The sequence below is a fragment of the Streptomyces sp. NPDC052020 genome (assembly GCF_040680575.1).
Lineage (GTDB): Bacteria > Actinomycetota > Actinomycetes > Streptomycetales > Streptomycetaceae > Streptomyces.
Window position 1 is genome coordinate 65,800 of the sequence record NZ_JBFAWY010000007.1, and the last position, 23,408, is coordinate 89,207.

The 23,408-nt window shown below is 72.4% G+C and carries 19 protein-coding genes; 10 read left to right on the top strand and 9 right to left on the bottom strand.

Going from position 1 to position 23,408, the window contains the following annotated elements; translation table 11 throughout:
- Nucleotides 1-208 precede the first annotated feature (208 nt).
- The 7 genes from AB0L74_RS09145 (at nucleotide 209) to AB0L74_RS09175 (ending at nucleotide 9,137) form a co-directional block, all read left to right on the top strand.
- Nucleotides 209-1,297 (top strand): branched-chain amino acid aminotransferase, encoded by a 1,089-nt coding sequence (locus AB0L74_RS09145; RefSeq protein WP_365647689.1) that lies wholly within the window; start codon nucleotides 209-211, stop codon nucleotides 1,295-1,297.
- A gap of 223 nt (nucleotides 1,298-1,520) precedes the next feature.
- On the top strand, nucleotides 1,521-2,261 hold the full coding sequence (ureA, locus tag AB0L74_RS09150; protein WP_365647692.1) for an urease subunit gamma: 741 nt from the start codon (nucleotides 1,521-1,523) through the stop codon (nucleotides 2,259-2,261).
- Entirely contained in the window at nucleotides 2,258-3,982 is a 1,725-nt protein-coding gene (locus AB0L74_RS09155) for an urease subunit alpha (RefSeq protein WP_365647694.1), read from the top strand. Before ureA ends, AB0L74_RS09155 begins: the two co-directional genes overlap by 4 nt.
- A gap of 39 nt (nucleotides 3,983-4,021) precedes the next feature.
- Nucleotides 4,022-5,059 carry an agmatine deiminase family protein gene (locus tag AB0L74_RS09160; protein WP_365647697.1) on the top strand — a complete coding sequence of 346 codons (1,038 nt, stop codon included), beginning with the start codon at nucleotides 4,022-4,024 and terminating at the stop codon, nucleotides 5,057-5,059.
- 9 nt (nucleotides 5,060-5,068) lie between these two features.
- The gene (locus AB0L74_RS09165) at nucleotides 5,069-5,677 is read left to right on the top strand and encodes a TetR/AcrR family transcriptional regulator (RefSeq protein WP_365647700.1); all 609 of its coding nucleotides are present in this window, start codon (nucleotides 5,069-5,071) and stop codon (nucleotides 5,675-5,677) included.
- A 352-nt stretch (nucleotides 5,678-6,029) separates the two neighbouring features.
- Nucleotides 6,030-7,634: a citramalate synthase gene (gene cimA, locus AB0L74_RS09170; RefSeq protein ID WP_365647703.1), complete on the top strand. Its 1,605-nt coding sequence runs from the start codon at nucleotides 6,030-6,032 to the stop codon at nucleotides 7,632-7,634.
- A 120-nt stretch (nucleotides 7,635-7,754) separates the two neighbouring features.
- Nucleotides 7,755-9,137: a hypothetical protein gene (locus AB0L74_RS09175; protein ID WP_365647706.1), complete on the top strand. Its 1,383-nt coding sequence runs from the start codon at nucleotides 7,755-7,757 to the stop codon at nucleotides 9,135-9,137.
- Between the two features lie 108 nt (nucleotides 9,138-9,245).
- Here the strand turns inward: AB0L74_RS09175 and AB0L74_RS09180 are convergent, their stop codons facing one another.
- Nucleotides 9,246-10,433, bottom strand: coding sequence for a Cmx/CmrA family chloramphenicol efflux MFS transporter (locus AB0L74_RS09180; RefSeq protein WP_365648173.1), 1,188 nt, complete (start codon nucleotides 10,431-10,433; stop codon nucleotides 9,246-9,248).
- Between the two features lie 445 nt (nucleotides 10,434-10,878).
- Complete coding sequence (locus tag AB0L74_RS09185; RefSeq protein ID WP_365647709.1) at nucleotides 10,879-11,499, bottom strand: YceI family protein; 621 nt, start codon at nucleotides 11,497-11,499, stop codon at nucleotides 10,879-10,881.
- 425 nt (nucleotides 11,500-11,924) lie between these two features.
- Here AB0L74_RS09185 and AB0L74_RS09190 point away from each other — a divergent pair, with 425 nt between their 5' ends.
- The 3 genes from AB0L74_RS09190 to AB0L74_RS09200 all read left to right on the top strand — a co-directional run bounded on the left by AB0L74_RS09190 (nucleotide 11,925) and on the right by AB0L74_RS09200 (nucleotide 16,198).
- Nucleotides 11,925-14,207: a polysaccharide lyase 8 family protein gene (locus AB0L74_RS09190; protein ID WP_365648177.1), complete on the top strand. Its 2,283-nt coding sequence runs from the start codon at nucleotides 11,925-11,927 to the stop codon at nucleotides 14,205-14,207.
- 154 nt (nucleotides 14,208-14,361) lie between these two features.
- Nucleotides 14,362-15,945, top strand: coding sequence for an acyl-CoA carboxylase subunit beta (locus tag AB0L74_RS09195; protein ID WP_365647712.1), 1,584 nt, complete (start codon nucleotides 14,362-14,364; stop codon nucleotides 15,943-15,945).
- 58 nt (nucleotides 15,946-16,003) lie between these two features.
- Nucleotides 16,004-16,198: an acyl-CoA carboxylase epsilon subunit gene (locus AB0L74_RS09200; protein WP_365647715.1), complete on the top strand. Its 195-nt coding sequence runs from the start codon at nucleotides 16,004-16,006 to the stop codon at nucleotides 16,196-16,198.
- A gap of 249 nt (nucleotides 16,199-16,447) precedes the next feature.
- Here the strand turns inward: AB0L74_RS09200 and AB0L74_RS09205 are convergent, their stop codons facing one another.
- From AB0L74_RS09205 to AB0L74_RS09235, 7 genes are all read right to left on the bottom strand, one after another.
- Nucleotides 16,448-17,029, bottom strand: coding sequence for an ATP/GTP-binding protein (locus AB0L74_RS09205; RefSeq protein WP_114255509.1), 582 nt, complete (start codon nucleotides 17,027-17,029; stop codon nucleotides 16,448-16,450).
- The gene (locus AB0L74_RS09210) at nucleotides 17,010-17,582 is read right to left on the bottom strand and encodes a DUF742 domain-containing protein (protein ID WP_365647719.1); all 573 of its coding nucleotides are present in this window, start codon (nucleotides 17,580-17,582) and stop codon (nucleotides 17,010-17,012) included. The genes AB0L74_RS09205 and AB0L74_RS09210 overlap by 20 nt, the downstream gene beginning before the upstream one ends.
- 94 nt (nucleotides 17,583-17,676) lie before the next feature.
- On the bottom strand, nucleotides 17,677-18,090 hold the full coding sequence (locus AB0L74_RS09215) for a roadblock/LC7 domain-containing protein (RefSeq protein ID WP_029385896.1): 414 nt from the start codon (nucleotides 18,088-18,090) through the stop codon (nucleotides 17,677-17,679).
- A 10-nt stretch (nucleotides 18,091-18,100) separates the two neighbouring features.
- The gene (locus AB0L74_RS09220; RefSeq protein WP_365647722.1) at nucleotides 18,101-21,454 is read right to left on the bottom strand and encodes a nitrate- and nitrite sensing domain-containing protein; all 3,354 of its coding nucleotides are present in this window, start codon (nucleotides 21,452-21,454) and stop codon (nucleotides 18,101-18,103) included.
- Nucleotides 21,455-21,921: 467 nt separating this feature from the next.
- Entirely contained in the window at nucleotides 21,922-22,497 is a 576-nt protein-coding gene (locus AB0L74_RS09225) for an ATP/GTP-binding protein (protein ID WP_365647725.1), read from the bottom strand.
- A complete protein-coding gene (locus AB0L74_RS09230) occupies nucleotides 22,478-22,876 on the bottom strand; it encodes a DUF742 domain-containing protein (RefSeq protein WP_029385893.1) in 399 nt (132 codons plus the stop codon). The genes AB0L74_RS09225 and AB0L74_RS09230 overlap by 20 nt, the downstream gene beginning before the upstream one ends.
- Before the next feature lie 111 nt (nucleotides 22,877-22,987).
- The gene (locus tag AB0L74_RS09235) at nucleotides 22,988-23,401 is read right to left on the bottom strand and encodes a roadblock/LC7 domain-containing protein (protein ID WP_029385892.1); all 414 of its coding nucleotides are present in this window, start codon (nucleotides 23,399-23,401) and stop codon (nucleotides 22,988-22,990) included.
- Nucleotides 23,402-23,408 lie beyond the last annotated feature (7 nt).

Consider the following 23,408-nt stretch of genomic DNA (forward strand, 5'->3'; position numbering starts at 1 on the left):
GGCGCCCGGCGGCTTTCACCTGTCCCCGCCGGGTGCGACCATCGACCCCTGGGCCGCGGTCACCCCCTTTTTCATCCGCGGCGGCCCGCGCGCGATAATCGAACGCGGAGCCGCGATATGAGGGAATGCTCGGACGTCCTACCACTGGCCACTGGCCGTACGGGCGTGAGCGCGGCCCGTCACGACAACCGGTGAAGGACATCCATCCATGACGACGCCCACGATCGAGCTCAAGCCCTCCGCCCACCCGCTGCCCGCCGCAGAGCGCGAGGCGATCCTGGCAAGTCCCGGGTTCGGCCGCCACTTCACCGATCACATGGTGACGATCAAGTGGGCGGAAGGCCGCGGCTGGCACGACGCGCAGCTCCTTCCGTACGGGCCGATCTCCCTCGACCCCTCCACCCACGTCCTGCACTACGGCCAGGAGATCTTCGAGGGGCTGAAGGCCTACCGCCAGCCCGACGGCTCGGTCGCGCTCTTCCGCCCGGAGGCCAACGCCCGCCGCTTCCGCAACTCCGCCCGCCGCATGGCCATGGCCGAGCTGCCCGAGGAGCTCTTCATCGCGGCCCTGGACGCGCTGCTCGCGCAGGACGCCGACTGGGTCCCGCCGCACGGCGGCGAGGAGTCCCTCTACCTGCGCCCGTTCATGTTCGCCTCGGAGACCGGGCTCGGCGTGCACCCGGCCAACGAGTACCTGTTCATGCTGATCGCCTCCCCCTCCGGGGCCTACTTCGCCGGCGGCGTCAAGCCGGTCACCATCTGGGTCTCCGAGGACCACGTCCGCGCCGTGCCCGGCGGCACGGGCGACGCCAAGACCGGCGGCAACTACGCGGCCTCCCTGCTGCCCCAGGCCGAGGCCGCGGCGCACGGCTGCGACCAGGTCGTCTACCTCGACGCGGCCACCCGCACCAAGGTCGAGGAGAGCGGCAGCATGAACATCGCCTTCGTCTACGGCGACCGGATCGTCACCCCCGAGCTGACCGGCTCCATCCTGGAGGGCATCACCCGCGACTCCCTCCTCCAGGTCGCCCGCGACCTCGGCTACACCGCCGAGGAAGGCGTCGTCACCCTCCAGCAGTGGCGCGAGGACGCCGCCTCCGGCGCCCTGACCGAGGTCTTCGCCTGCGGCACCGCCGCCGTGGTCACGCCCATCGGCCACGTCAAGACCAAGAGCGACGGCTGGTCCCACGGCGACGGCACGCCCGGTCCGGTCACCCTGCGCCTGCGCGAGGCGCTGCTCGGCATCCAGCGCGGTGTCGTCGAGGACCAGCACGGCTGGATGCACAAGCTCGGCTGACCCGCACCCTCCAGGCCGCCGACGGGGCCGCCGCGGACTTCGCGTCCGCGGCGGCCCCGCCGCTTTTTCGGCGCGGCCCGGCGGCGGGTGCGCCCGGCCCCCTCCGCCCGGATTTGAACAATGCTCAATGTGGCATCTCGCGGAATGCTCTGGAGTTACTGACTCGACCCACATGGCGTTTAGAGTGGTGCTCTAAAGTGGGAGGCAAGGAGGTGCCCGCGTCATGAGACTGACCCCCACGGAACGCGACCGGCTGCTGCTGTTCGGTGCCGCCGAACTGGCCCGCGCCCGCCGGGCCCGCGGCCTGAGGCTAAACGTGCCCGAGGCGACGGCGCTCATCGCGGACACCGTCTGCGAGGCCGCCCGCGACGGCGCCCGGCTCGCGGAGGCCGTCGAGCGCGCCCGGTCGGTGCTCGGCCCGGACGACGTCCTGCCCGGCGTGGCGGACGTGGTCACCGAGGTGCACGTCGAGGCCGTCTTCGACGACGGTTCCCGGCTGGCGATCGTCTCCGACCCGATCGGCGGCGGCCTCGGCGAGGAAGCGCCGGGCGCGCTGCTGCCGGGCCCGCTCCATGCCGACCCGGAGCCGGCCGTGCGGCTGACGGTCACCAACACGGCCGCCGTACCGGTGTCGGTCACCTCGCACTTCCACTTCTTCGAGGCCAACCCGCGCCTGGACTTCGCCCGGGAGCGCGCCTACGGCATGCGGCTGGCCGTACCGGCCGGGTCGTCCGTGCGCTTCGGGCCGGGCGAGAGCCGCGAGGTCGGCCTGGTGCCGATCGGCGGAGAGCGGATCGCCATCGGGTTCGCCGGACTGGTCGACGGGCCGCTGGACGCGCCGGGGGCGAAGGAGGAGGCCCTGCGGCGGGCCGCCGCCTGCGGATATCTGGGAGTCACCCAGGACCCGCAGGCCGCACAGGTCACGCAGGTCACGCAGGTCACGCCGGAAGGAGGCGAGCGATGAGCCGCTCGAAGGGACGGGAGATCAGCGAGTCGATCCACGTCGACCCGCACGCCTACGCGGCCACCCACGGCCCCCGCGCCGGCGACCGGATCCGCCTCGGCGACAGCGGGCTGACCATCCGGGTGGAGTCCGACGCGCAGCGGTACGGCGACGAGTTCCTCGCCGGTTTCGGCAAGACCGCCCGGGACGGACTGCACCTGAAGGCCGCCGCCGTCCGCGAGACCTGCGACGTCGTGATCAGCAACGTCATCGTGATCGACGCCGTGCAGGGCATCCGCAAGGTCTCCATCGGCATCCGCGAGGGCCGGATCCACGCGATCGGCCGGGCCGGCAACCCCGACACCCTCGACGGCGTCGACGTCGTGGTCGGCACCGGCACCTCGATCGTCTCCGGCGAGGGCCTCATCGCCACCGCGGGAGCCGTCGACACCCATGTCCACCTGCTGTCGCCGCGCATCATGGAAGCCTCGCTCGCCTCCGGTGTGACCACCATCATCGGCCAGGAGTTCGGGCCGGTGTGGGGCGTCGGCGTCAACTCGCCCTGGGCGCTCAAGCACGCGTTCAACGCCTTCGACGCCTGGCCCGTCAACATCGGCTTCCTGGGCCGTGGCTCCTCCTCCGGCCCCGCGCCCCTGGTCGAGGCCCTCGCCGAGGGCGGCGCCTGCGGCTTCAAGGTCCACGAGGACATGGGCGCCCACACCCGGGCCCTGGACACCGCCCTGCGGGTCGCCGAGGAGCACGACGTCCAGGTCGCCCTGCACAGCGACGGCCTGAACGAGTGCCTGTCGGTCGAGGACACCCTGCGGGTCCTGGAGGGTCGCACCATCCACGCCTTCCACATCGAGGGCTGCGGCGGCGGACACGTCCCCAACGTGCTGAAGATGGCGGGCGTCCCCCACGTCATCGGCTCCTCGACCAACCCCACCCTGCCCTTCGGCCGGGACGCCGTGGCCGAGCACTACGGCATGATCGTCTCCGTCCACGACCTGAAGACCGACCTGCCGGGCGACGCCGCCATGGCCCGCGACCGCATCCGCGAGGGGACGATGGGCGCCGAGGACGTGCTGCACGACCTGGGCGCGATCGGCATCACCTCCTCCGACGCGCAGGGCATGGGCCGGGCCGGCGAGACCGTCCGCCGCACCTTCGCCATGGCCGGGAAGATGAAGGCCGAGCTCGGCCCGATGGAGGGCGACGGCGAGGGCGACGACAACGCCCGCGTCCTGCGCTACATCGCCAAGCTGACCATCAACCCCGCCATCGCGCATGGCCTGTCCCACGAGGTCGGCTCGATCGAGGCGGGCAAGCTCGCCGACATCGTGCTGTGGCGCCCGGAGTACTTCGGCGCCAAGCCGCAGCTCGTGCTGAAGTCCGGCTTCCCGGCCTACGGCGTGACCGGCGACCCCAACGCGGCCACCGACACCTGCGAACCCCTCGTACTCGGCCCGCAGTTCGGCGCGCACGGCGCCACTCCCGCCGACATCTCCGTCGCCTTCGTCGCCCGGGCCGCCCTCGACCAGGGCGGCGACGGGATGCCGACCCGCCGCCGCCGGGTCGCCGTACGCGGCACCCGCGGCATCGGCCCGGCCGACCTGCTGCTGAACTCCCGTACCGGAGCGGTCGAGGTCGACCAGCGCACCGGCCTGGTCACCCTCGACGGCGACCCGGTCCGCTCCGGCCCGGCCGACTCGGTCTCCCTCAACCGCCTGTACTTCCTCTGAGCGCCCGGCTCCGACCCGCCTTTCCCTAAGGACCGTTCCATGACCACCCCCGCCGCCGACGGCTTCCGGATGCCCCCCGAGTGGGCCCCGCACGAGCGCACCTGGATGGCCTGGCCCTGCCCCAACCCCACCTTCGACGACCCCGAGGATCTCGCCGCCTCCCGCGCCGCCTGGGCGTCGGTCGCCCGCGCGGTCCGCCGCTTCGAGCCGGTCACCGTGGTGTGCGGACCCGGCGAGTCGAAGGAGGCCCGCGCCCTGCTCGGCCCGGACGTCGACACCGTCGAACACGAGCTCGACGACGCCTGGATGCGCGACATCGGCCCCACGTTCGTCACCAACGGCCGGGAACTGGCCGCCGTGGACTGGACGTTCAACGGCTGGGGCGCCCAGGAGTGGGCCCGCTGGGACCACGACGCGAAGATCGGCGCCCACGTCGCCGGCCTCGCGGGCGCCCGCACGTACGCCTCCCGGCTGGTCAACGAGGGCGGCGGCATCCACGTCGACGGCGAGGGCACGGTCCTGCTCACCGAGACCGTGCAGCTCGGGCCCGAGCGCAACCCCGGCTGGACCAGGGAGCGGGTCGAGGCCGAGATCCACGCCCACCTGGGCACCAGCAAGGCGATCTGGCTGCCGCGCGGCCTGACCGCCGACTACCCGCCCCACGGCTACGGCACCCTCGGCCATGTCGACATCGTCGCCGCCTTCGCCCGCCCCGGCGTCGTCGTCGCCCACCACCAGCCGGACCCGGCCCACCCCGACCACGAGGTGACCAAGGAGGCCATCGCCGTCCTGAAGTCCGCCACCGACGCCCGGGGCCGCCGCCTGGAGGTCGTCGAGGTCCCGGCCCCCACCGTCCTGGAGGCCGACGGCCACTGGGCCGACTACTCCTACATCAACCACTACCTCTGCAACGGCGGCGTCGTCCTGTGCGCCTTCGGCGACCCGCGCGACGAGATCGCGGCCGGCATCTTCCGGCGGCTCCACCCCGAGCGGACCGTCACCCTGGTCGACGCGCGTACGATCTTCGCCGGCGGTGGAGGCATCCACTGCATCACCCAGCAGCAGCCGAAGGTCTAGGAGCCGCAGATGGCCGGTGCGGCACGGCCGCGCAGGAACGCGCCCCCGCGCGAGCAGGTCCTCGCCGCCGCCATGGAGATGATCGCCCAACGCGGTCTGGAGAAGCTCACCATGGCGGCGCTGGGGCGCGAGGTCGGCATGAGCAGCGGTCACCTGCTCTACTACTTCCACTCCAAGGACGAGCTGCTGCTCCAGGCCCTGGAGTGGAGCGAGGGCCGCCTCGGCGCCGAGCGCGGCCGGCTCCTGACCCGGCCGGGCACGGCCCGCGAACGCCTGGACGCCTACGTCGACCTGTACGTCCCCGACGGCCACCGCGACCCGCACTGGACGCTGTGGCTGGAGGTGTGGAACCGCTCGCAGAACGCCGACGGCGACGCCCGCGACCGCCAGGTGGCCATCGAGGGCGCCTGGCACCGCGACCTGGTGGCCCTGCTCGCCGAGGGCGTCTCGCGCGGGGAGTTCCGCCCCGTCGACCCCGACCGCTGGGCGACCCGCCTGCGGGCCCTGCTGGACGGCTTCGCCATCCATGTCGCGATCGGGCTGCGGGGGACGGACCGGGCCCATGTGCTCGGCCACGTACGGGAGTTCCTGGACGAGTCCCTGGGTACGGGCGGCTGACCCGCCGGGCCGCGGCCCCGCGTCACCCGCCGCACCACATGCCTCGCCCGCCGGTGTGCTCGCATCCTGAGACGGTCCGTGAGCACGGGGGTTACGTGTGCCACACTGCCTCCGTGCTCTCGTTCGCCATGATTATTGGCAGCAGGCGCGCCGGTCCGCAGTGACCGCCACGTACGACCAGGTACGGGCGGACACCGTCGTCCTCGACCCGCGCGCAGACCTCTCGCACCCGCGAGAGGTTTTTCGTTTTCCTGGCCCACCCCGAGCCGGGAAGGGAGCGCGAGGGATCATAGGGGCGGTGGAGCCGGTCATTCCGGTAAGACCGAGATCCCAAACAGGAGCCTTGAAGATCATGACCGCAACCAGCGAGCTCGACGATTCGTTCCACGTCTTCGACACCACGCTGCGCGACGGCGCGCAGCGCGAGGGCATCAACCTCACCGTCGCGGACAAGCTGGCCATCGCCCGGCACCTGGACGACTTCGGCGTGGGCTTCATCGAGGGCGGCTGGCCCGGCGCCAACCCGCGGGACACGGAGTTCTTCGCCCGTGCCCAGCAGGAGATCGAGTTCCGGCACGCCCAGCTGGTGGCCTTCGGCTCCACCCGCCGGGCCGGCACCACCGCCGCCGAGGACCCGCAGGTCAAGGCCCTGCTGGAGTCCGGCGCCCCGGTGATCACGCTGGTCGCCAAGTCCCACGACCGGCACGTCGAGCTGGCGCTGCGCACCACCCTGGACGAGAACCTGGAGATGGTCCGCGACACCGTCTCCTTCCTGCGGTCGCGGGGCCGCCGCGTCTTCGTCGACTGCGAGCACTTCTTCGACGGCTACCGCGCCAACCCCGAGTACGCCAAGGCGGTCGTCCGCACGGCCGCGGAGGCGGGCGCGGACGTCGTCATCCTGTGCGACACCAACGGCGGCATGCTCCCGGCGCAGATCCACGCCGTGGTCTCCACGGTCCTCGCCGACACCGGCGCGCGCCTGGGCATCCACGCCCAGGACGACACCGGGTGCGCCGTCGCCAACACCCTCGCCGCGGTCGACGCGGGCGCCACCCACGTCCAGTGCACGGCGAACGGCTACGGCGAGCGCGTCGGCAACGCCAACCTGTTCCCGGTCGTGGCCGCGCTGGAACTGAAGTACGGCAAGAAGGTCCTGCCCGAGGGCCGACTGCGCGAGACGACCCGCATCTCGCACGCCATCGCCGAGGTCGTGAACCTCACCCCCTCCACTCACCAGCCCTACGTCGGCGTCTCCGCCTTCGCCCACAAGGCCGGCCTGCACGCCTCCGCCATCAAGGTGGACCCCGACCTCTACCAGCACATCGACCCCGAGCTGGTCGGCAACACCATGCGGATGCTGGTGTCCGACATGGCCGGCCGCGCCTCGATCGAGCTGAAGGGCAAGGAACTCGGCATCGACCTCGGCGACGACCGGGAACTGGTCGGCCGGGTCGTCGAGCGGGTCAAGGAGCGCGAGCTCAAGGGCTACACGTACGAGGCGGCCGACGCCAGCTTCGAGCTCCTGCTGCGCACCGAGGCCGAGGGCCGGCCGCTGGAGTACTTCGAGGTGGAGTCCTGGCGCGCGATCGTCGAGGACCGCCCGGACGGCACCCACGCCAACGAGGCCACCGTCAAGCTGTGGGCCAAGGGTGAGCGCATCGTCGCCACGGCCGAGGGCAACGGCCCGGTCAACGCCCTGGACCGCGCCCTGCGCGTCGCCCTGGAGAAGATCTACCCGCAGCTCGCCCGGCTGGAGCTGGTCGACTACAAGGTGCGCATCCTGGAGGGCAAGCACGGTACCCAGTCCACGACCCGGGTCCTCATCTCCACCTCCGACGGGCAGGGGGAGTGGTTTACGGTGGGTGTCGGGGACAACGTCATCGCCGCCTCCTGGCAGGCCCTGGAGGACGCCTACACCTACGGGCTGCTCCGGGCCGGGGTGACGCCGGCGCAGTAGACGTCCCTCTCGCCGCGGGCGCCGCACCCCGGCCGGGGGCGCGGCGCCCGGCATCCCGAAGGGGCCGAGTCCATGCGCCATAAGTGACCTGTTTGGGTGATTTTCGGGTAGTTTCTAGGTATGAAGGCCGCGATAGCCACCCGAGGCCCGACCGGACTGCTGATCGCCCTGACGATCGCCGTCCTGACCGCCGTGGGCGCCCTGGCCGCCCCCGCCGCGGGCGCCGCCCCGCCGCGCGCCGCCACGGCCACGAGCGTCTCGGCCATCGCCGAGGCCCTGCGGGAGCGGCCCGTGTACGTCGATCCGGCCGCCTCCGCGCTGCTGTCGGAGGGCGAGGCCGAGGCCCTGGCCGACAGGATCGAGGACGCGGACAAGCCGCTGTTCGTGGCGGTGCTCCCGGCCGACTACCCCACCGAGAACCTCTTCACCGAACTGCGCACGGCGACCGGCGTCACCGGCCTGTACGCGATCCGGCTCGGCGACCGCTTCGACGCCCGCGCCGACTCCACGGTGCTGCCGCGCGCGGCCGTGAACAACCTCGTCGGCAGCGTGCAGGGCGAGGACGCGCGCACCCAGCTCGACGACTTCACCGACCGCGCCCTGGCCAACATGGGCGGCTCGGGGCCGAGCGGCTGGGACGAGGGGGCGGGCGGCGGAGTCTCCACCACCGCGCTGATCACCGCGGGCGCCGTACTGGTGGCCGGCGGCGCGGGCGTGTACACGCTCACGCGGCGCAACCAGCGCCGCCACGAGCGGGAGCAGCGGGCCGCGCTGGAGAGGCTGCGGGTCGTGGTCGACGAGGACATCACCGCCTTCGGCGAGGAACTGGACCGCCTGGACTTCCATCCGGCCGAGGCGGGCGCCGACGACGCGATGCGCGCGGACTACGCGCGCGCCCTGGACGCCTACGAACAGGCCAAGACCTACATGGCCGACGCGCGCAGGCCCGAGGACGTCCGCGCCGTCACGCAGGCCCTGGAGGACGGCCGTTTCTCGCTCGCGCAGCTCACCGCCCGCCGGGCGGGCCGCCCGCTGCCCGAGCGGCGGCCCCCCTGCTTCTTCGACCCGCGGCACGGCCCGTCCGTCGCCGACGTCACCTGGACGCCGCCGGGCGGCGCCACCCGCCAGGTCCCCGTCTGCGCCGCCGACCGGACCCGCCTGGCCGACGGCCGGGACCCGATGGTCCGCGAGGTGGAGACCGAGTACGGCCGCCGCCCGTACTGGGACGCCGGTCCGGCCTACGGCCCGTGGGCGGGCGGTTACTTCGGCGGCGGCATCCTGCCCGGCCTGCTGATGGGCACCCTGCTCGGCAGCATGATGGCCACCCCCACGTACGCCGCCGACTACGGCGCCGGCTACGGCGACTTCGGCGGCGGGTACGAGGGCGGTGACGTCTCCGGTGCCGACTTCGACACCGGTGACTTCGGCGGCGGCTTCGGCGACGGCGGCTTCGGCGGCGGTGACTTCGGCGGGGGCGGAGGGGACTTCGGCGGCGGGCTCTGACAGGGCGGGCTCCGACACGGCGGCCGGGCGCGCCCCAGCGGGCCCGGCCGACCGGCTCGTCTGACCGGTCCGTGCCCGCCTGGCCGGTCCGGCGGGCGCCCCCTCGGGTCAGGCGTCCCGGGGACCGAGCCGGGTGCCGCCTTCGCACACGGCGGCCCGCCGGACGGCAGCGGCCGCGGCCGCCGTCGCGAGGGCGGCGGCCACCAGCCCGGCGCTGACCCACAGCGGTGACCGGTAGCCGAACCCGGCACCGATCGCCGTACCTGCGAGCCAGGGCCCCAGCGCCGCGCCCACGTTGAACGCGGCGGTGGCGAAACCGCCGGCCAGCGTGGGCGCGCCGGGGGCCGCGTAGAGCGCCTGGGAGATCAGCGTGGAGCCGACGCCGAAGGAGAGGGCGCCCTGGACCAGGACCAGCGCGAGCGCCAGGACCGGCTCCCCGGCGCCGAGCGCGAACAGGGCCCACCCGGCGCACAGCGCGCCCCCGCCCGCCACCAGCACCGGACCGGGCCGGCGGTCGGCGAAGCGCCCCCCGAGGGTCACCCCGGCCAGCGAGCCCGCCCCGAACAGCGCGAGCACCCCCGGCACCCACCGGCCGTCCACCCCGGCGACCTCGGTGGCCAGGGGCGCGAGGTAGGTGAAGGTGCAGAAGGTCGCCCCGTTCACCAGGGCTCCCATGAGCAGGATGACCCGGAGCCGCGGGCCGCGCAGCGACCGCAGCTCGCCGCGCAGCGGACCGGGCGCGGCGCCGGCGGCGCCGCCCGGCACCGACCGGGCCACCGCCACCACGGCGGGCACCGCCAGCAGGGCCACCGCCCAGAACGCCGACCGCCAGCCCCAGACCTGGCCGAGCAGCGCCCCCGCGGGCACCCCGGCCACGCAGGCCAGGGTGACCCCGCCGAGCAGCATGGAGGTGGCCCGCCCCTTGGCGTCCGGCGCGACCATGGCCGCGGCCGTCACCAGGGCCACGGCCAGGAAACCGGCGTTGGCCAGGGCGCCGATCACACGCGTGGCGAGCAGCACCGCGAAGTTGTCGGTGAGGGCGCCGGCGATATGCGCGGCGAGGAAGGCGAGCAGGAAGGCCAGCAGGGCGCCCCGCCGGGACCAGCGCCGGCCGAGCCCGGCCATCAGCGGCGCCCCGACGACCATTCCCACGGCGAAGGCGGAGGTCAGCGCCCCCGCGGCCGGGACGGAGACACCCAGGTCCCGGGCGATGTCCGGGACCAGCCCGGACAGCATGAACTCGGACGTTCCCTGGGCGAAGACGGCAAGGCCCAGCAGAACAAGAGCGAACGGCATGAGGAAACCCCGCACCCCGAAGTCGATGGAGAAGATCCGATAAGCCGTGGAACACGGCATGGCGGACGGCCGTCCGGGGCGGGAGCGGGCCGGGCGACGGTGTCCGCGGACTTCGGGCGTGCGCGAGCGCGCGCCTGGAACCGGCGTCAGGGCCTCACGAGCAGCCACCGGAGAGCCGGTGGCCGGAGTCTGGACGCTTCGGGGCTGTTCACGGCAGGCAGGTTAACGCGGCCGGCGCGCGGGAGCCAGGGATTTCCGCACCGGCGCCGTGCGCACCGGGCATGCGGCCGCGCGACGGCCCTTGCCGGACACGCCCGTGCTCCTCGGCGTCGGCGGCACGGCGCCGCCCGGGGTGATCCGCCGGAGCGCCGGCCGGCCGGGGCGCGATATCCGCGCCGCGGCCGCGGCCGGGGCGGCGTCGGGGGCCCCGAGGGGCGGCGGGGCATCACGCCTGCTTGATCGCCGACACGTCGAAGACGAGCTTGATCTTGTCGGACACCAGAACGCCACCGGTCTCCAGCGCCGCGTTCCAGGTCAGGCCCCACTCCGAGCGCAGGATCTCCGCCTTGCCCTCGAAACCGACGCGCTCGTTGCCGAAGGGGTCCTGGGCCGCGCCGTTGAACTCCAGGTCGATGGTGACCGGCCGGGTGGTGCCGAGGATCGTCAGGTCGCCGGTGAGGCGGTAGTCGTCGCCGCCGAGGGCCTCCGCCCTGGTGGAACGGAAGGTCATCGCCGGGAACTCGTCGGTCTTGAAGAAGTCCGCGCTCTTCAGGTGCCCGTCCCGGTCCGCGGACCCGGTGTCGATGCTGTCCATGACGACGTCGATCGAGGCCGTGGACCGGGTGGGGTCGCCGCCGTCCAGGTGCAGCGAGCCGCTGAACTCCAGGAACTTGCCCTTGACGTTGGTGACCATGGCGTGTCGCGCCGCGAAGCCGAGGGTCGAGTGGGCCGGGTCGATCGTGTAGTCGCCGGTGAGCGCCGAGAGGCCGGGGCTGACGGCGGGGGAGGGGGCGGTGGACGCGGGGGCGGGGGTGTTGCCGGTCTTGCCGCGGCCGAAGATGCCCATGAGGTGCTCCTGAGGGGACGGGGCCGGGTACGGGTCACCCGGCCTGCTGTTGTTGAAGCTTCAACCACTTCAACGGGGACGACTGTAGACCCATTCCGTTCAACTTTCAACAGTAGGGTCGGTCTCGTGATCGCCGGGACCTGTCGGGTGACGTCCATGCGCCCGGCCGATCGGCGGCGCCCGGGCGCGCGGGCTCGCCCCGGGCGTGTGCCGCCGCCTGCCGAACCGTTTCGGCTGAACCATCGCGGCACGGCGGTTTCCCCGGCCCCGCACCGGTGGTAAACGGCATGAACATGACGCCAACTGCCTCCCCGGCCTTTCCCGGCCCCGCCTCGCCCCGCCGCCCCGCCCCGCCCGCCGCGCGCCGGGCACCCGCCCGCCGCACCGTCCTCCTCGCGGCGGCCCTCGCCACCGCCCTGCCCCCCATGGCCGCCAGCGCCGCCCCGCCGGCTCCCGCCGGTTCCGCCGACCCGGCAGACCCCTACGCCGCCCTGCGCCGCCGCTGGCTTGACATCGCCCTCGGCGGCGGCTACGACCCGGCCGCCGAGCCGTACGCCTCCCGGCTCGCCGAGACCGGCGGCCTCGCCCGCGCCTACCAGGCGGCCATGGCCCCGGCCCCCACCTCCCTGTGGCCCGGCCACCGCTTCGACCCGCCGTCCGGCATCACCTTCAGCTACGGCCGCCTGTGGACCATGACCCGGGCCTACGTCCAGCAGGGCACCGGCTCCACCGGCGACCCGGCCCTGCTCGCCGCCGTCCTGCGCGGCCTCGACCACCTCTCGGCCACCGTCTACCACCCCGCCACCACCCCCTACGGCAACTGGTGGGAATGGCGGATCGGCAGCCCCCGCCTGCTGATGGACATCACCGCCGCCCTGTACGACCTGCTCGGCGCCGAGCGGATCGGCGCCGCGTGCGCCGCCGTCGACCACTTCGTCCCCGACACCGCGCTGGGCGAGTACACCGGCACCTCCACCGGCGCCAACCGGGTCGACCTGTGCCGCTCGGTCGCGCTGCGCGGCGTCCTGGGCCGCGACCCCGCCAAGATCGCCCTGGCCCGTGACGCGCTCTCACCGGTCTTCCCGTACGTCACGCGCGGCGACGGCCTGTACGCCGACGGCTCGTTCGTCCAGCACACCTGGGTGGCGTACTCGGGGACCTACGGGCAGGTCCTGCTCGACGGCCTCGGCCGGCTCTTCGCCCTCCTCGCCGGGTCCCCGTGGGAGGTCACCGACCCGAACCGGCAGGTCATCCTCGACAGCGTCGAGCACGCGTTCGCGCCGTTCGTCCATGACGGGCTGATGATGGACAGCGTCAACGGGCGTGCCATCAGCCGCGGTTACCTCAAGGGCGACGACCGGCGGGTCATGCGCGGCGACCACTTCCACGGCCAGGGCGTCATCGCGGCGATCGCCCTGCTGGCGGGCGCGGCGAGCCCGGCGGAGCGGGACCGCTGGCACGCGCGCGTGAAGGGGTGGATCGAACGGGACACCGTCAGCCCCATTCTGACGGCTCGTCAGTTCGACGTGGCGGACCTGGCCCGGCTGCACGCCGTCGCCGCCTCGCCCGTCCCGGCCGCCCCCGAACCCGTCGGGCACCGGCTCTTCCCGGCCATGGACCGCGCCGTGCACCGCCGCCCCGGCTTCACCGTCGCCCTCGCCATGGCCAGCGACCGCATCGCGCACTACGAGTGCGGCAACGGCGAGAACCCGCGCGGCTGGCACACCGGTGCCGGGATGACGTACTGGTGGGCGGGGTCCGGCGACCGGTCCGGCCAGTACACGGACTGGTTCTGGCCGACCGTCGACTGGTACCGCCTGCCGGGCACCACCGTCTCCACCAAGCGGCTTCCCGACCGGGCGGGCGGCGAATGGGGCGCGCCCAGACCGGACGCGCGCTGGGTCGGCGGCACCACCGACGGCGCCTACGCGGCGATCGGGCAGCACCTCAAGGGCCTCGGCTCGACCCTCGACGCCCGCAAGTCCTGGTTCTGCCTCGACGACGCGGTGGTCTGCCTCGGCGCGGGGATCACCTGCGCCGACGGGGTGCCCGTCGAGACGGTCGTGGACAACCGCAATCTCGGCGAGGGCGGCACGGACACCTTCACCCGCGGCCCCAACTGGGCGCACCTGGAGCACCACGGCGGCTGGATCGTCCTCGACGGCGAGCTGAGAACCCTGCGCGAGGACCGCACCGGCGCCTGGTCCGACATCAACACCGGCAGCAGCACCGAGCGCCGCACCCGCCGCTGGCAGACCCTCTGGCTGGACCACGGCACCGACCCGGTGGACGCCGCCTACGCCTACGTCCTCCTGCCCGGCGCCAGCCTCCGGACCACCGCCCGCCGCGCCACCGGCGTCCGCCGGCGGCTGTCCGTGCTCGCCAACGACGCCGCGCGCCAGGCGATCGCCGTGCCCTCCCTCGGGGTGACGGCCGCGAACTTCTGGCGGGCCGGCGCGGCGGGCCCGCTCACCGCCTCCGCGGGCGCGAGCGTGCTCGTCCGCCGCGGGGGGCGCACCGCTACCCTCTGCGTGAGCGAGCCGCCGCGCACCGGGGAGCCGCTGGAGATCGTCTGGGACCACCCGGTGCGCGGGGTGGTACGGGCCGGCGCGGGGGTCGCGATCCTCGCCACGGGCCGCCGGTTGCACCTGCGCGTCACTCCGGGGATGGAATGTGCCACCCACGAATGTGAGGTGACTCTCAGCTGACGGCTTTGTGAGACCCCTACAACCAGCGGACCCCCTGAGCAGTCGAAATGGCTGCATGCCGTTGACGTTCTGTTCAGTGGCACCAGGAAAACCCTCCGGAGACTGTACGGAGTCGACGGCTCGCTTTTCACCGTCCCCTTCGTATGGTCGCTACATGACCGTTTTGGATGATGCGCCGAGCGAACCGACGGACGCGCGCGGGCGAGTGGCCGAACTGCACGAGATCCGTGCGCAGGCGCTGGCGGGCCCCAGCGAGAGGGCCACGCAGGCGCAGCACGCCAAGGGCAAGCTGACGGCGCGGGAGCGTATCGAGCTCCTCGTCGACCCGGGCTCCTTCCAGGAGGTCGAGCAGCTGCGCCGCCACCGGGCCACCGGGTTCGGCCTGGAGGCCAAGAGGCCGTACACCGACGGTGTGATCACCGGCTGGGGCACGGTGGAGGGCCGTACGGTCTTCGTCTACGCCCATGACTTCCGCATCTTCGGCGGCGCGCTGGGCGAGGCCCACGCCAAGAAGATCCACAAGATCATGGACATGGCCATCGCGGCCGGCGCCCCGCTGGTGTCCCTGAACGACGGCGCCGGCGCCCGCATCCAGGAAGGCGTGGTCGCCCTCGCCGGATACGGCGGCATCTTCCAGCGCAACACCAAGGCGTCCGGCGTCATCCCGCAGATCAGCGTGATGCTGGGCCCGTGCGCGGGCGGCGCGGCCTACAGCCCCGCCCTGACCGACTTCGTCTTCATGGTCCGCGAGACCTCGCAGATGTTCATCACCGGCCCGGACGTCGTCAAGGCGGTCACCGGCGAGGAGATCACCCAGAACGGCCTGGGCGGCGCGGACGTGCACGCCGAGACCTCCGGCGTGTGCCACTTCGCCTACGACGACGAGGAGACCTGCATCGCCGAGGTGCGCTACCTCCTGTCGCTGCTGCCGCAGAACAACCGGGAGACCCCGCCGCGGGCGGAGTGCTCCGACCCGGTCGACCGCCGCTCGGACGTACTGCTGGACCTCGTCCCGGCGGACGGCAACCGGCCGTACGACATGACCAAGGTCATCGAGGAGATCGTCGACGACGGCGAGTACCTGGAGGTCCACGAGCGCTGGGCGCGCAACATCATCTGCGCCCTGGCCCGGCTGGACGGCCAGGTCGTCGGCATCATCGCCAACCAGCCGCAGGTGCTGGCGGGCGTACTGGACATCGAGGCGTCCGAGAAGGCCGCCCGCTTCGTCCAGATGTGCGACGCCTTCAACATCCCGATCGTCACCCTCCTCGACGTCCCGGGCTTCCTGCCCGGCGTCGACCAGGAGCACGGCGGCATCATCCGCCACGGCGCGAAGCTGCTGTACGCCTACTGCAACGCCACCGTGCCGCGGATCTCCCTGATCCTGCGCAAGGCCTACGGCGGCGCCTACATCGTCATGGACTCCCAGTCCATCGGCGCCGACCTCACCTACGCCTGGCCCACCAACGAGATCGCCGTGATGGGCGCGGAGGGCGCCGCCAACGTGATCTTCCGCCGGCAGATCGCCGAGGCCGCCGACCCCGAGGCCACGCGCCAGAAGATGGTCAAGGAGTACAAGTCGGAGCTGATGCACCCCTACTACGCGGCCGAGCGCGGCCTGGTCGACGACGTGATCGACCCCGCCGAGACCCGCGAGGTGCTGGTGAAGTCCCTGGCCATGCTCCAGACCAAGCACGCCGACCTGCCCTCCCGCAAGCACGGCAACCCGCCGCAGTAATCCCGCGCAACCCGCCGCGGCGATCCCGCGGACCCCTCTCCCACGGAGACTGACGCCCATGAACACTCCTGACATCCGCGTCGAGAAGGGCCACGCCGGGCCCGAGGAGGTCGCCGCGATCACGGCCCTCCTGCTGGCCCGCGCCGCGGCCCGCCCCGCCGAGATCGCCCCGGCCCGCCCGGGCCGCGCCCGGGCCGGCTGGCGCCGCCTGGAGCGCGAGCGCGGCTTCCGGGCCCCGCACAGCTGGCGCTGAGCCCCGATACCGCTGACGGCCCCGTCCTCCCCCTGGGGAGTACGGGGCCGCTGTGCGTCCCGGGGCCGTTCGCACCCCGGCGCGGGGCCGGCCGGGACAGGCGTACGCCCGGGCGCCGACGAGCTCCCCGGCCGGTCGCGCACCGCTTCCGTGGAGGCGTACCGGTGCCGGGACCGGAAGACCGGCGGCCCCCGCCCCTCCCGCCGGAGGAACGAGGGCCGCGGGGAAACCTGCCGCGAACGGGGGCGCTTACCGCAGCCGTGCCATCAGCGCGTGCTCCACGAGCGTGATCAGCGTCGACTTGGCGTCGGCGCGGTGGCGGGCGTCGGTGGTGATGATCGGGGTGTCGGGGCCGATCTGGAGCGCCTCGCGCACCTCGTCCGGCGTGTACGGCTGCTGGCCGTCGAAGCCGTTGAGCGCGATGACGAACGGCAGTCCGCTGTTCTCGAAGTAGTCGACGGCGGGGAAGCAGTCGGCGAGCCTCCTCGTGTCGACCAGGACCACCGCGCCGATGGCGCCGCGCACGAGGTCGTCCCACATGAACCAGAAACGGTCCTGCCCGGGGGTGCCGAACAGGTACAGGATCAGGTCCTGGTCCAGGGTGATGCGGCCGAAGTCCATGGCGACCGTGGTGGTCGTCTTGTCCCCGGTGTGGGTGAGGTCGTCGATGCCCGCCGAAGCAGACGTCATGACGGCCTCCGTGCGCAGCGGGTTGATCTCCGAGACGGCGCCGACGAACGTGGTCTTGCCCACGCCGAAGCCGCCCGCCACCACGATCTTCGCGGAGGTGGTGGAGCGGGAAGGACCGCCGCTAGAGCTTGCGAAGTCCACTGAGCACCCTTTCGAGCAGTGTCACGTCTGGCTGGCCGCCGGCGTTCTCGTCGCCGCCGGGCTGATGGATGGCGACCAGTCCCGCCTCCGCCAAGTCGGCGACGAGGATCCTGGCCACGCCGAGGGGGATCGTCAGCAGCGCCGAGATCTCGGCGACCGACTTGATCTCTCGGCAGAGGTTGCAGATCCGCTGATGCTCGGGCAGCTGGCCCTGCATCTGGTGCGGCTGCGCGGTGGTGTGCACCAGCGCCTCGATGGCGAGCTGGTAGCGCGGCCTGGTACGGCCGCCCGTCATGGCGTACGGACGTACCAGGGGGTTGTTCGACGCCCCGGAGGGCGCCGGCTCAGGGGTGCGGCGCGGTGGCTGCACGGGCTGGATGCGCGGAGCCTGCGGCTGGTCGTACGGCGAGGGACCGGGGACCGGCGGGACGTACGGCTGGCCGTGGTGGGGTGCGGAGGGGAAGTTGTACCGGTTCTGGGAACCGTCGCCGGCTCCCTGCGCAGGGCCGTACGACCAATCGCCCGACGACGAACCACCTGGGGGTGTTGCCACTTTCTCCTCCTCCGACTGTGCCTGGCACCCATCATTGTGGAGCCGCGTCCCGAAACCTTACGGCCCCGGGACGCCAAAACGCACCGTCTGTCCTTTAGTTGAGAAGGCTCCCTTGGAGCTCCGCGCGCAGATCCGGAGTCAGGACCGTTCCGGCGCGGTCGACGAGAAGGGCCATCTCGTACCCAATGAGGCCGATGTCCGCCTCCGGGTGCGCGAGCACCGCGAGCGAGGAACCGTCGGAGATGGACATGATGAAGAGAAATCCTCGCTCCATCTCCACAACCGTCTGGTTCACGTTGCCGCCTTCGAAGATGCGCGAGGCACCGGCGGTCAGCGAGGTCAGACCGGAGGCGACGGCCGCGAGCTGGTCGGCGCGGTCGCGCGGGAAGCCTTCGGACATCGCCAGAAGGAGTCCGTCGGCGGAGACCACCACCGTGTGGGACACCCCCGGGGTGTTGTCCACGAAGTTGGTGATCAACCAGTTCAGGTTCTGTGCCGCCTGGCTCATCGGGCTCACACTAACGCTCCTGGTTGTAGGTGCTGTCAGGACCGAAGCCCTGGCCGTTCGTTTCACTGCCTGCGTTGCGGCCGCGCTGGACGCCGCGCCGCAGGTTGCTCAGCCTGCCCCGGACGTCCTCCGGGGCGCGGGAGACCTGTGGGCCGCCCTGGGGGGTGGATTCGGCGGAGCCGTCGACCAGGTTGGCCTTGGGTATCCGCCGCGGCAGGCCGGAGGAGGTCACCCCGCCCGCCTTGGGCTTCCGGAGCTGAGCGGCCTGCTGCCAGCGCTCGTCGTTGGCCGAACGCCAGTCACGGCCACCGCTGTTCTCCGGGGCGGAAGCCGGCGCTTCCTGCTGCACGGACCCCGCCTCGCCCGGATCGCCCCCGGTGGAACCGCGGCGGGGAAGCCCGGCGTCGGTCAGCTCGTGGGCGGCGGAGGGAGCCGGTCCCGGACGCTCGAAGCCTACGTGGTCCGCCTCGCCGGCGTCAGCGGCCTGCGCGGATTCCGCTTCCGGGGCTTCCGCAGGGTACTGGGTCGGGTAGCCGTTCTGGTAGCCGTCCTGCTGGGGCCAGTCGTCCTGCTGACGCCGCTGCTCGAAGGCGGTGAAGGCGTCGCCCGCGCCGGTGCCGGAGGCGGCCGGCTCCTCCTGGTACGGCTCCGCGTACCCGGCCTCGGGGTAGCCGCCGTTGGACGAGAAGCCGTCCGGCTGGGGCAGACCGCCGTTCGGCGCGAAGTACTGCTCGCCGTACGTCTGGTGCTGGCCCGTGTCGTAGGGCGTCTGGTGCTGGCCCGTGTCGTAGGGCGTCTGGTGCTGGCCCGTGTCGTAGGGCGTCTGGTGCTGGCCCGTGTCGTAGGGCGCCTGGTGCTGGCCCGTGTCGTAAGGCGCCTGGTGCTGCCCCGTGTCGTAGGCCGTCTGCTGCTGGAAGCCCCCCTGGCCGTCGTCGTAGCCGGGCTGCGGGTGCTGACCGGTGAACTGGTCGGGGTACGCGGCGTTTTCGGCGTCCTGGGCGTTGTGGGCCGGCTGCGCGTCCTGCTGGCCGTGCGTCTGGGCCTCCAGGGCCGCGCGGCGCTCCTCGCGCAGCAGGGAGCGGCCCACGGGGTTCAGTCCGCGCAGGTCGCCGGGGACCTCGCTGTAGCGGCTGTCGTCGAAGCCGAGCTCCGCGGCCGTCCGCATCGGCTGCTGCTGGAAGTCGTCGCCCCGGACGTTCTGCTCCGGGATGATCTGGGAGACGGTGAACTCGTCGCGGTCGGCCTGCTGCTCACCGCCGCCGCCGTGCGTGATGGCGTCCGGCAGCATGACCAGCGAGGTGGTGCCGGCCTGCTCTCCCGAGGGGCGCAGCTGGACGCGGATGCCGTGCCGGTCGGACAGACGGCCGACCACGAACAGGCCCATGCGCTGCGAGATCGCCGCGTCCACGGTGGGCGGATTGGCCAGCTTGTGGTTGATGTCCGCGAAGTCCTCGGCGGTCAGGCCGATGCCCTTGTCGTGGATCTCGACCATCACGCGGCCGTCGGGCAGCCGGGTCGCGGTGACGCGGACCTTGGTCTGCGGGGAGGAGAACGTGGTGGCGTTCTCCAGCAGCTCGGCCAGCAGGTGCACGAGGTCGGTCACGGCACGGCCGTGGATCTCGCAGTCGGGCACGCCCGACAGCTCGATGCGCTCGTACTGCTCCACCTCGGAGGAGGCGGCGCGCAGCACGTCGATCAGCGGCACCGGCTGGTCCCAGCGGCGGCCGGGCTCCTCGCCGGCGAGGACGAGGAGGTTCTCGCCGTTGCGGCGCATACGGGTCGCGAGGTGGTCCAGCTTGAAGAGGTTCTCCAGCTGGTCGGGGTCGGCCTCGTTGTTCTCGAGATCGGTGATCAGGGTCAGCTGGCCCTCGATCAGCGACTGGTTGCGGCGCGAGAGGTTGGTGAAGATCGCGTTGATGTTGCCCCGCAGCAGGGCCTGCTCGGAGGCGAGCCGGACCGCCTCGCGGTGGACCTGGTCGAAGGCGCGGGCGACTTCGCCGATCTCGTCGGTGGAGGTGATCGGGATCGGGGCGACGCGGGTGTCGACGCGACCGGGGTCGGTACGGGAGAGCTGGTCGACCAGCATCGGCAGGCGCTGCTCGGCGATGCCGAAGGCGGCGTTGCGCAGCTGGCGCATCGAGCGGCTCATCTGGCGGGCCACCATGCCGGCCAGGATGAACGCGGCGAGCAGGGCGATCACGACGATGGCGCCGGTGATGAACGCGTCGCGCTGGGCGTCATCGGCGATGCCGGCGGCCTCGGTCACCGCGGCGTCGGACATGTCCGTCTCGATCGTGCGGTACGCGTCGAACTTGAGAGTGTTGACCGCCCACCAGTTCTCCGGGGTGATGCCCTGCCGGGCCAGGGCCGCGCGGGCGCCGGAGTCCGTGGAGGAGAGCTGGGCGAGCTCCGTGACCATCGTCGTCGGGTTCGACGGCGGCGCCACGTAGTCGGGGTCCTTCGCCTTGGCCTCCTTGGCCAGGGCCGCGCCGTCCGCGCGGACCTTCGCCTCGGCCTCCTCCAGCTTCTCGGCGTCCTTCTCGGTGCCACCGCCCAGGTACTCCTCCATGGCGATGCGCTCGAGGTAGGCGTACGACGACAGCGCGACGCGCTGGCTGGCCAGGTGGCTGGGCTCGGGGCCCGGCTTGACCAGCAGCTGCATGCCGATGGACCGCTCCAGCGACAGCGCCGCCTTGGTCAGCGACAGCGCGTAGACGGTACGGCCGTAGGAGGTGATGTTGCCGGTGCCCAGACCGAGCTCGTTGGCGAACTCCATCAGCGGGTGGGCGACCTGGGTGTAGCCCTCCTGGGTCTCCACGCCCTTGAGCTTGGAGGTGTAGGCGGAGGCGCGCAGCATCTGGAGCTTGGGCTCCTGCTCGCGGAACAGCTTCAGGCGCCGCTCCAGGCCCGGCTTCCGCGGCATCTCCTGCGCCGCCTCGTCGAAGGCGTCGGCGGCCTTGTCGGTGGCCTTGCGGACCTTCACCACGGTCTGGTCGTCCTGGCCCTTGCCCTGGAGCAGCGGCGCCGCCGAGACGTCCCGCTCGTTGTAGAGGGCGTCGGCGTACGCCAGCGAGGTCCGCACCAGACGCGCGGTCTTCTCGGCGTCCTCGGCCTCCTGCCAGGTGTCGATCGAGCTCGTCACCTGGAAGCCGCCCATGACGAGGCCGACCAGCACGGGAATGAGCAGGATCGCGTTGAGCCGGGTCGTCACCCGCCAGTTGCGCGGAGAGAGGCGGCCGCCGCTCGGGGCGGGGGCGGCCGTCGGTTCCGGACCGGGCACGGGGGCGGGCGCCGCTGTGCGCGGCGGCGGGGTGAAGTTGCCCCGGGCCGTCGACGGCTCGGGACTGTTCTTGCTTCGCCTCACTCGACCAACAACCTCTCGGCGGTCGGCACCAACGTTGTGCCGCAGTGTCTCAGAGCCCGGTACGCCATCGAGTACGCAGTACGGCTGAGTACGTCTTTGACCAGGGGGCAGTTCTGGCATTCCAGCACGACGACCAGCGCTCTTCCAAACAGTGGAAGCAGGGGTTTCCGTGCGAGGCAAACGCCCGATAAAACGGTCATAAAGAGCGAGCCCCGTCAAAAGACGGGGCGTTCGTGAGCACAGTGAGACCAGATGTGCGCGACGCGTGGTTGTACCACCCGATTCCTCTGCCGAAACGTTATGAACCCCGGAGCCGACCGTGTCAAAGGACACAGCCGGCTCCCGGCGTCCGGACAACTGCCGCGACCCGCCGCCGATTTGGCCGTCAGGGACGGTCGTCCGGGCCGGGTCGCGGGAGGGCGGCGGCGCCGGATCCCGCGTCCGCGACGTGGTCCGAGCGGCAGGATCTACCGCAGCCGTGCCATCAGCGCGTGCTCCACGAGCGTGATCAGCGCGCCCTTCGCGTCGGTGCGGTGGCGGGCGTCGGTGGTGATGATCGGGGTGTCGGGGCCGATCTGGAGCGCTTCGCGCACCTCGTCCGGCGTGTGCGGCTGCCGGCCGTCGAAGCCGTTGAGCGCGATGACGAACGGCAGTCCGCTGTTCTCGAAGTAGTCGACGGCGGGGAAGCAGTCGGCGAGCCTCCTCGTGTCGACCAGGACCACCGCGCCGATGGCGCCGCGCACGAGGTCGTCCCACATGAACCAGAAACGGTCCTGCCCGGGGGTGCCGAACAGGTACAGGATCAGGTCCTGGTCCAGGGTGATGCGGCCGAAGTCCATGGCGACCGTGGTGGTCGTCTTGTCCCCGGTGTGGGTGAGGTCGTCGATGCCCGCCGAAGCGGACGTCATGACGGCCTCCGTGCGCAGCGGGTCGATCTCCGAGACGGCGCCGACGAACGTGGTCTTGCCCACGCCGAAGCCGCCCGCCACCACGATCTTCGCGGAGGTGGTCGACCGGCCCCCGTCAGAGCTTGCGAAGTCCACTGAGCACCCTTTCGAGCAGTGTCACGTCCGGCGCTCCGCCGGCGTTCTCGTCGCCGCCCGGCTGGTGGATGGCGACGAGCCCGGCCTCGGCGAGGTCGGCGACGAGGATCCTGGCCACGCCCAGCGGCATGTTCAGCAGCGCCGACACCTCGGCGACCGACTTCACCTCGCGGCACAGGTGGCAGATCCGCTGGTGCTCGGGAAGGAGCCCCATGAGCGCTGCCGGGTCGGCCGTCGTGCTGATCAGCGCCTCGATGGCCAGCTGATAGCGGGGCCGGGTCCGGCCGCCGGTCATCGCGTACGGACGTACCAGCGGCTGGTCGCCCTCGTCCTCGTACGGCTCCGCGTACGGATCATGAGAGGCGGTGGGCGGGTTCATGAATCCTCCGGGCGGGACAGCAAGTCGGTCAGTCAAGCCGTCTGACGGGGCCGGTGGGGGGATTGTGGCGGCCGGACGGTGATTTGGTGAGGTGGGTGGTGCCGGGGCCGGTCAGTGGAGCAGACTGCCTTGCAGTTCGGCGCGCAGGTCGGGCGTGAGTACCGCCCCCGCGCGCTCGACGAGGAGTGTCATCTCGTAGCCGACGAGGCCGATGTCGCACTCCGAGTGGGCGAGCACGGCCAGAGACGAGCCGTCCGAGACGGACATCAGGAAGAGGAACCCGCGTTCCATCTCCACCACCGTCTGCGCCACGGGGCCGCCCTCGAAGATCCGGGACGCCCCGGCCGTCAGCGAGGTCAGCCCGGAGGCGACGGCGGCGAGCTGGTCGGCGCGGTCGCGCGGGAAGCCTTCGGACATCGCCAGAAGGAGTCCGTCGGCGGAGACCACGACCGTGTGGGACACCCCCGGGGTGTTGTCCACGAAATTCGTGATCAACCAGTTCAGGTTCTGTGCCGCCTGGCTCATCGGGCTC

What these genes read in the sequence shown, in the direction of transcription:
- AB0L74_RS09145 (WP_365647689.1), top strand. Translation starts at nt 209, where the DNA reads ATGACGACGCCCACGATCGAGCTCAAGCCCTCCGCCCACCCGCTGCCC.
- ureA (WP_365647692.1), top strand. Translation starts at nt 1,521, where the DNA reads ATGAGACTGACCCCCACGGAACGCGACCGGCTGCTGCTGTTCGGTGCC.
- AB0L74_RS09155 (WP_365647694.1), top strand. Translation starts at nt 2,258, where the DNA reads ATGAGCCGCTCGAAGGGACGGGAGATCAGCGAGTCGATCCACGTCGAC.
- AB0L74_RS09160 (WP_365647697.1), top strand. Translation starts at nt 4,022, where the DNA reads ATGACCACCCCCGCCGCCGACGGCTTCCGGATGCCCCCCGAGTGGGCC.
- AB0L74_RS09165 (WP_365647700.1), top strand. Translation starts at nt 5,069, where the DNA reads ATGGCCGGTGCGGCACGGCCGCGCAGGAACGCGCCCCCGCGCGAGCAG.
- cimA (WP_365647703.1), top strand. Translation starts at nt 6,030, where the DNA reads ATGACCGCAACCAGCGAGCTCGACGATTCGTTCCACGTCTTCGACACC.
- AB0L74_RS09175 (WP_365647706.1), top strand. Translation starts at nt 7,755, where the DNA reads ATGAAGGCCGCGATAGCCACCCGAGGCCCGACCGGACTGCTGATCGCC.
- AB0L74_RS09180 (WP_365648173.1), bottom strand. Translation starts at nt 10,433, where the DNA reads ATGCCGTTCGCTCTTGTTCTGCTGGGCCTTGCCGTCTTCGCCCAGGGA.
- AB0L74_RS09185 (WP_365647709.1), bottom strand. Translation starts at nt 11,499, where the DNA reads ATGGGCATCTTCGGCCGCGGCAAGACCGGCAACACCCCCGCCCCCGCG.
- AB0L74_RS09190 (WP_365648177.1), top strand. Translation starts at nt 11,925, where the DNA reads ATGGCCGCCAGCGCCGCCCCGCCGGCTCCCGCCGGTTCCGCCGACCCG.
- AB0L74_RS09195 (WP_365647712.1), top strand. Translation starts at nt 14,362, where the DNA reads ATGACCGTTTTGGATGATGCGCCGAGCGAACCGACGGACGCGCGCGGG.
- AB0L74_RS09200 (WP_365647715.1), top strand. Translation starts at nt 16,004, where the DNA reads ATGAACACTCCTGACATCCGCGTCGAGAAGGGCCACGCCGGGCCCGAG.
- AB0L74_RS09215 (WP_029385896.1), bottom strand. Translation starts at nt 18,090, where the DNA reads ATGAGCCAGGCGGCACAGAACCTGAACTGGTTGATCACCAACTTCGTG.
- AB0L74_RS09230 (WP_029385893.1), bottom strand. Translation starts at nt 22,876, where the DNA reads ATGAACCCGCCCACCGCCTCTCATGATCCGTACGCGGAGCCGTACGAG.
- AB0L74_RS09235 (WP_029385892.1), bottom strand. Translation starts at nt 23,401, where the DNA reads ATGAGCCAGGCGGCACAGAACCTGAACTGGTTGATCACGAATTTCGTG.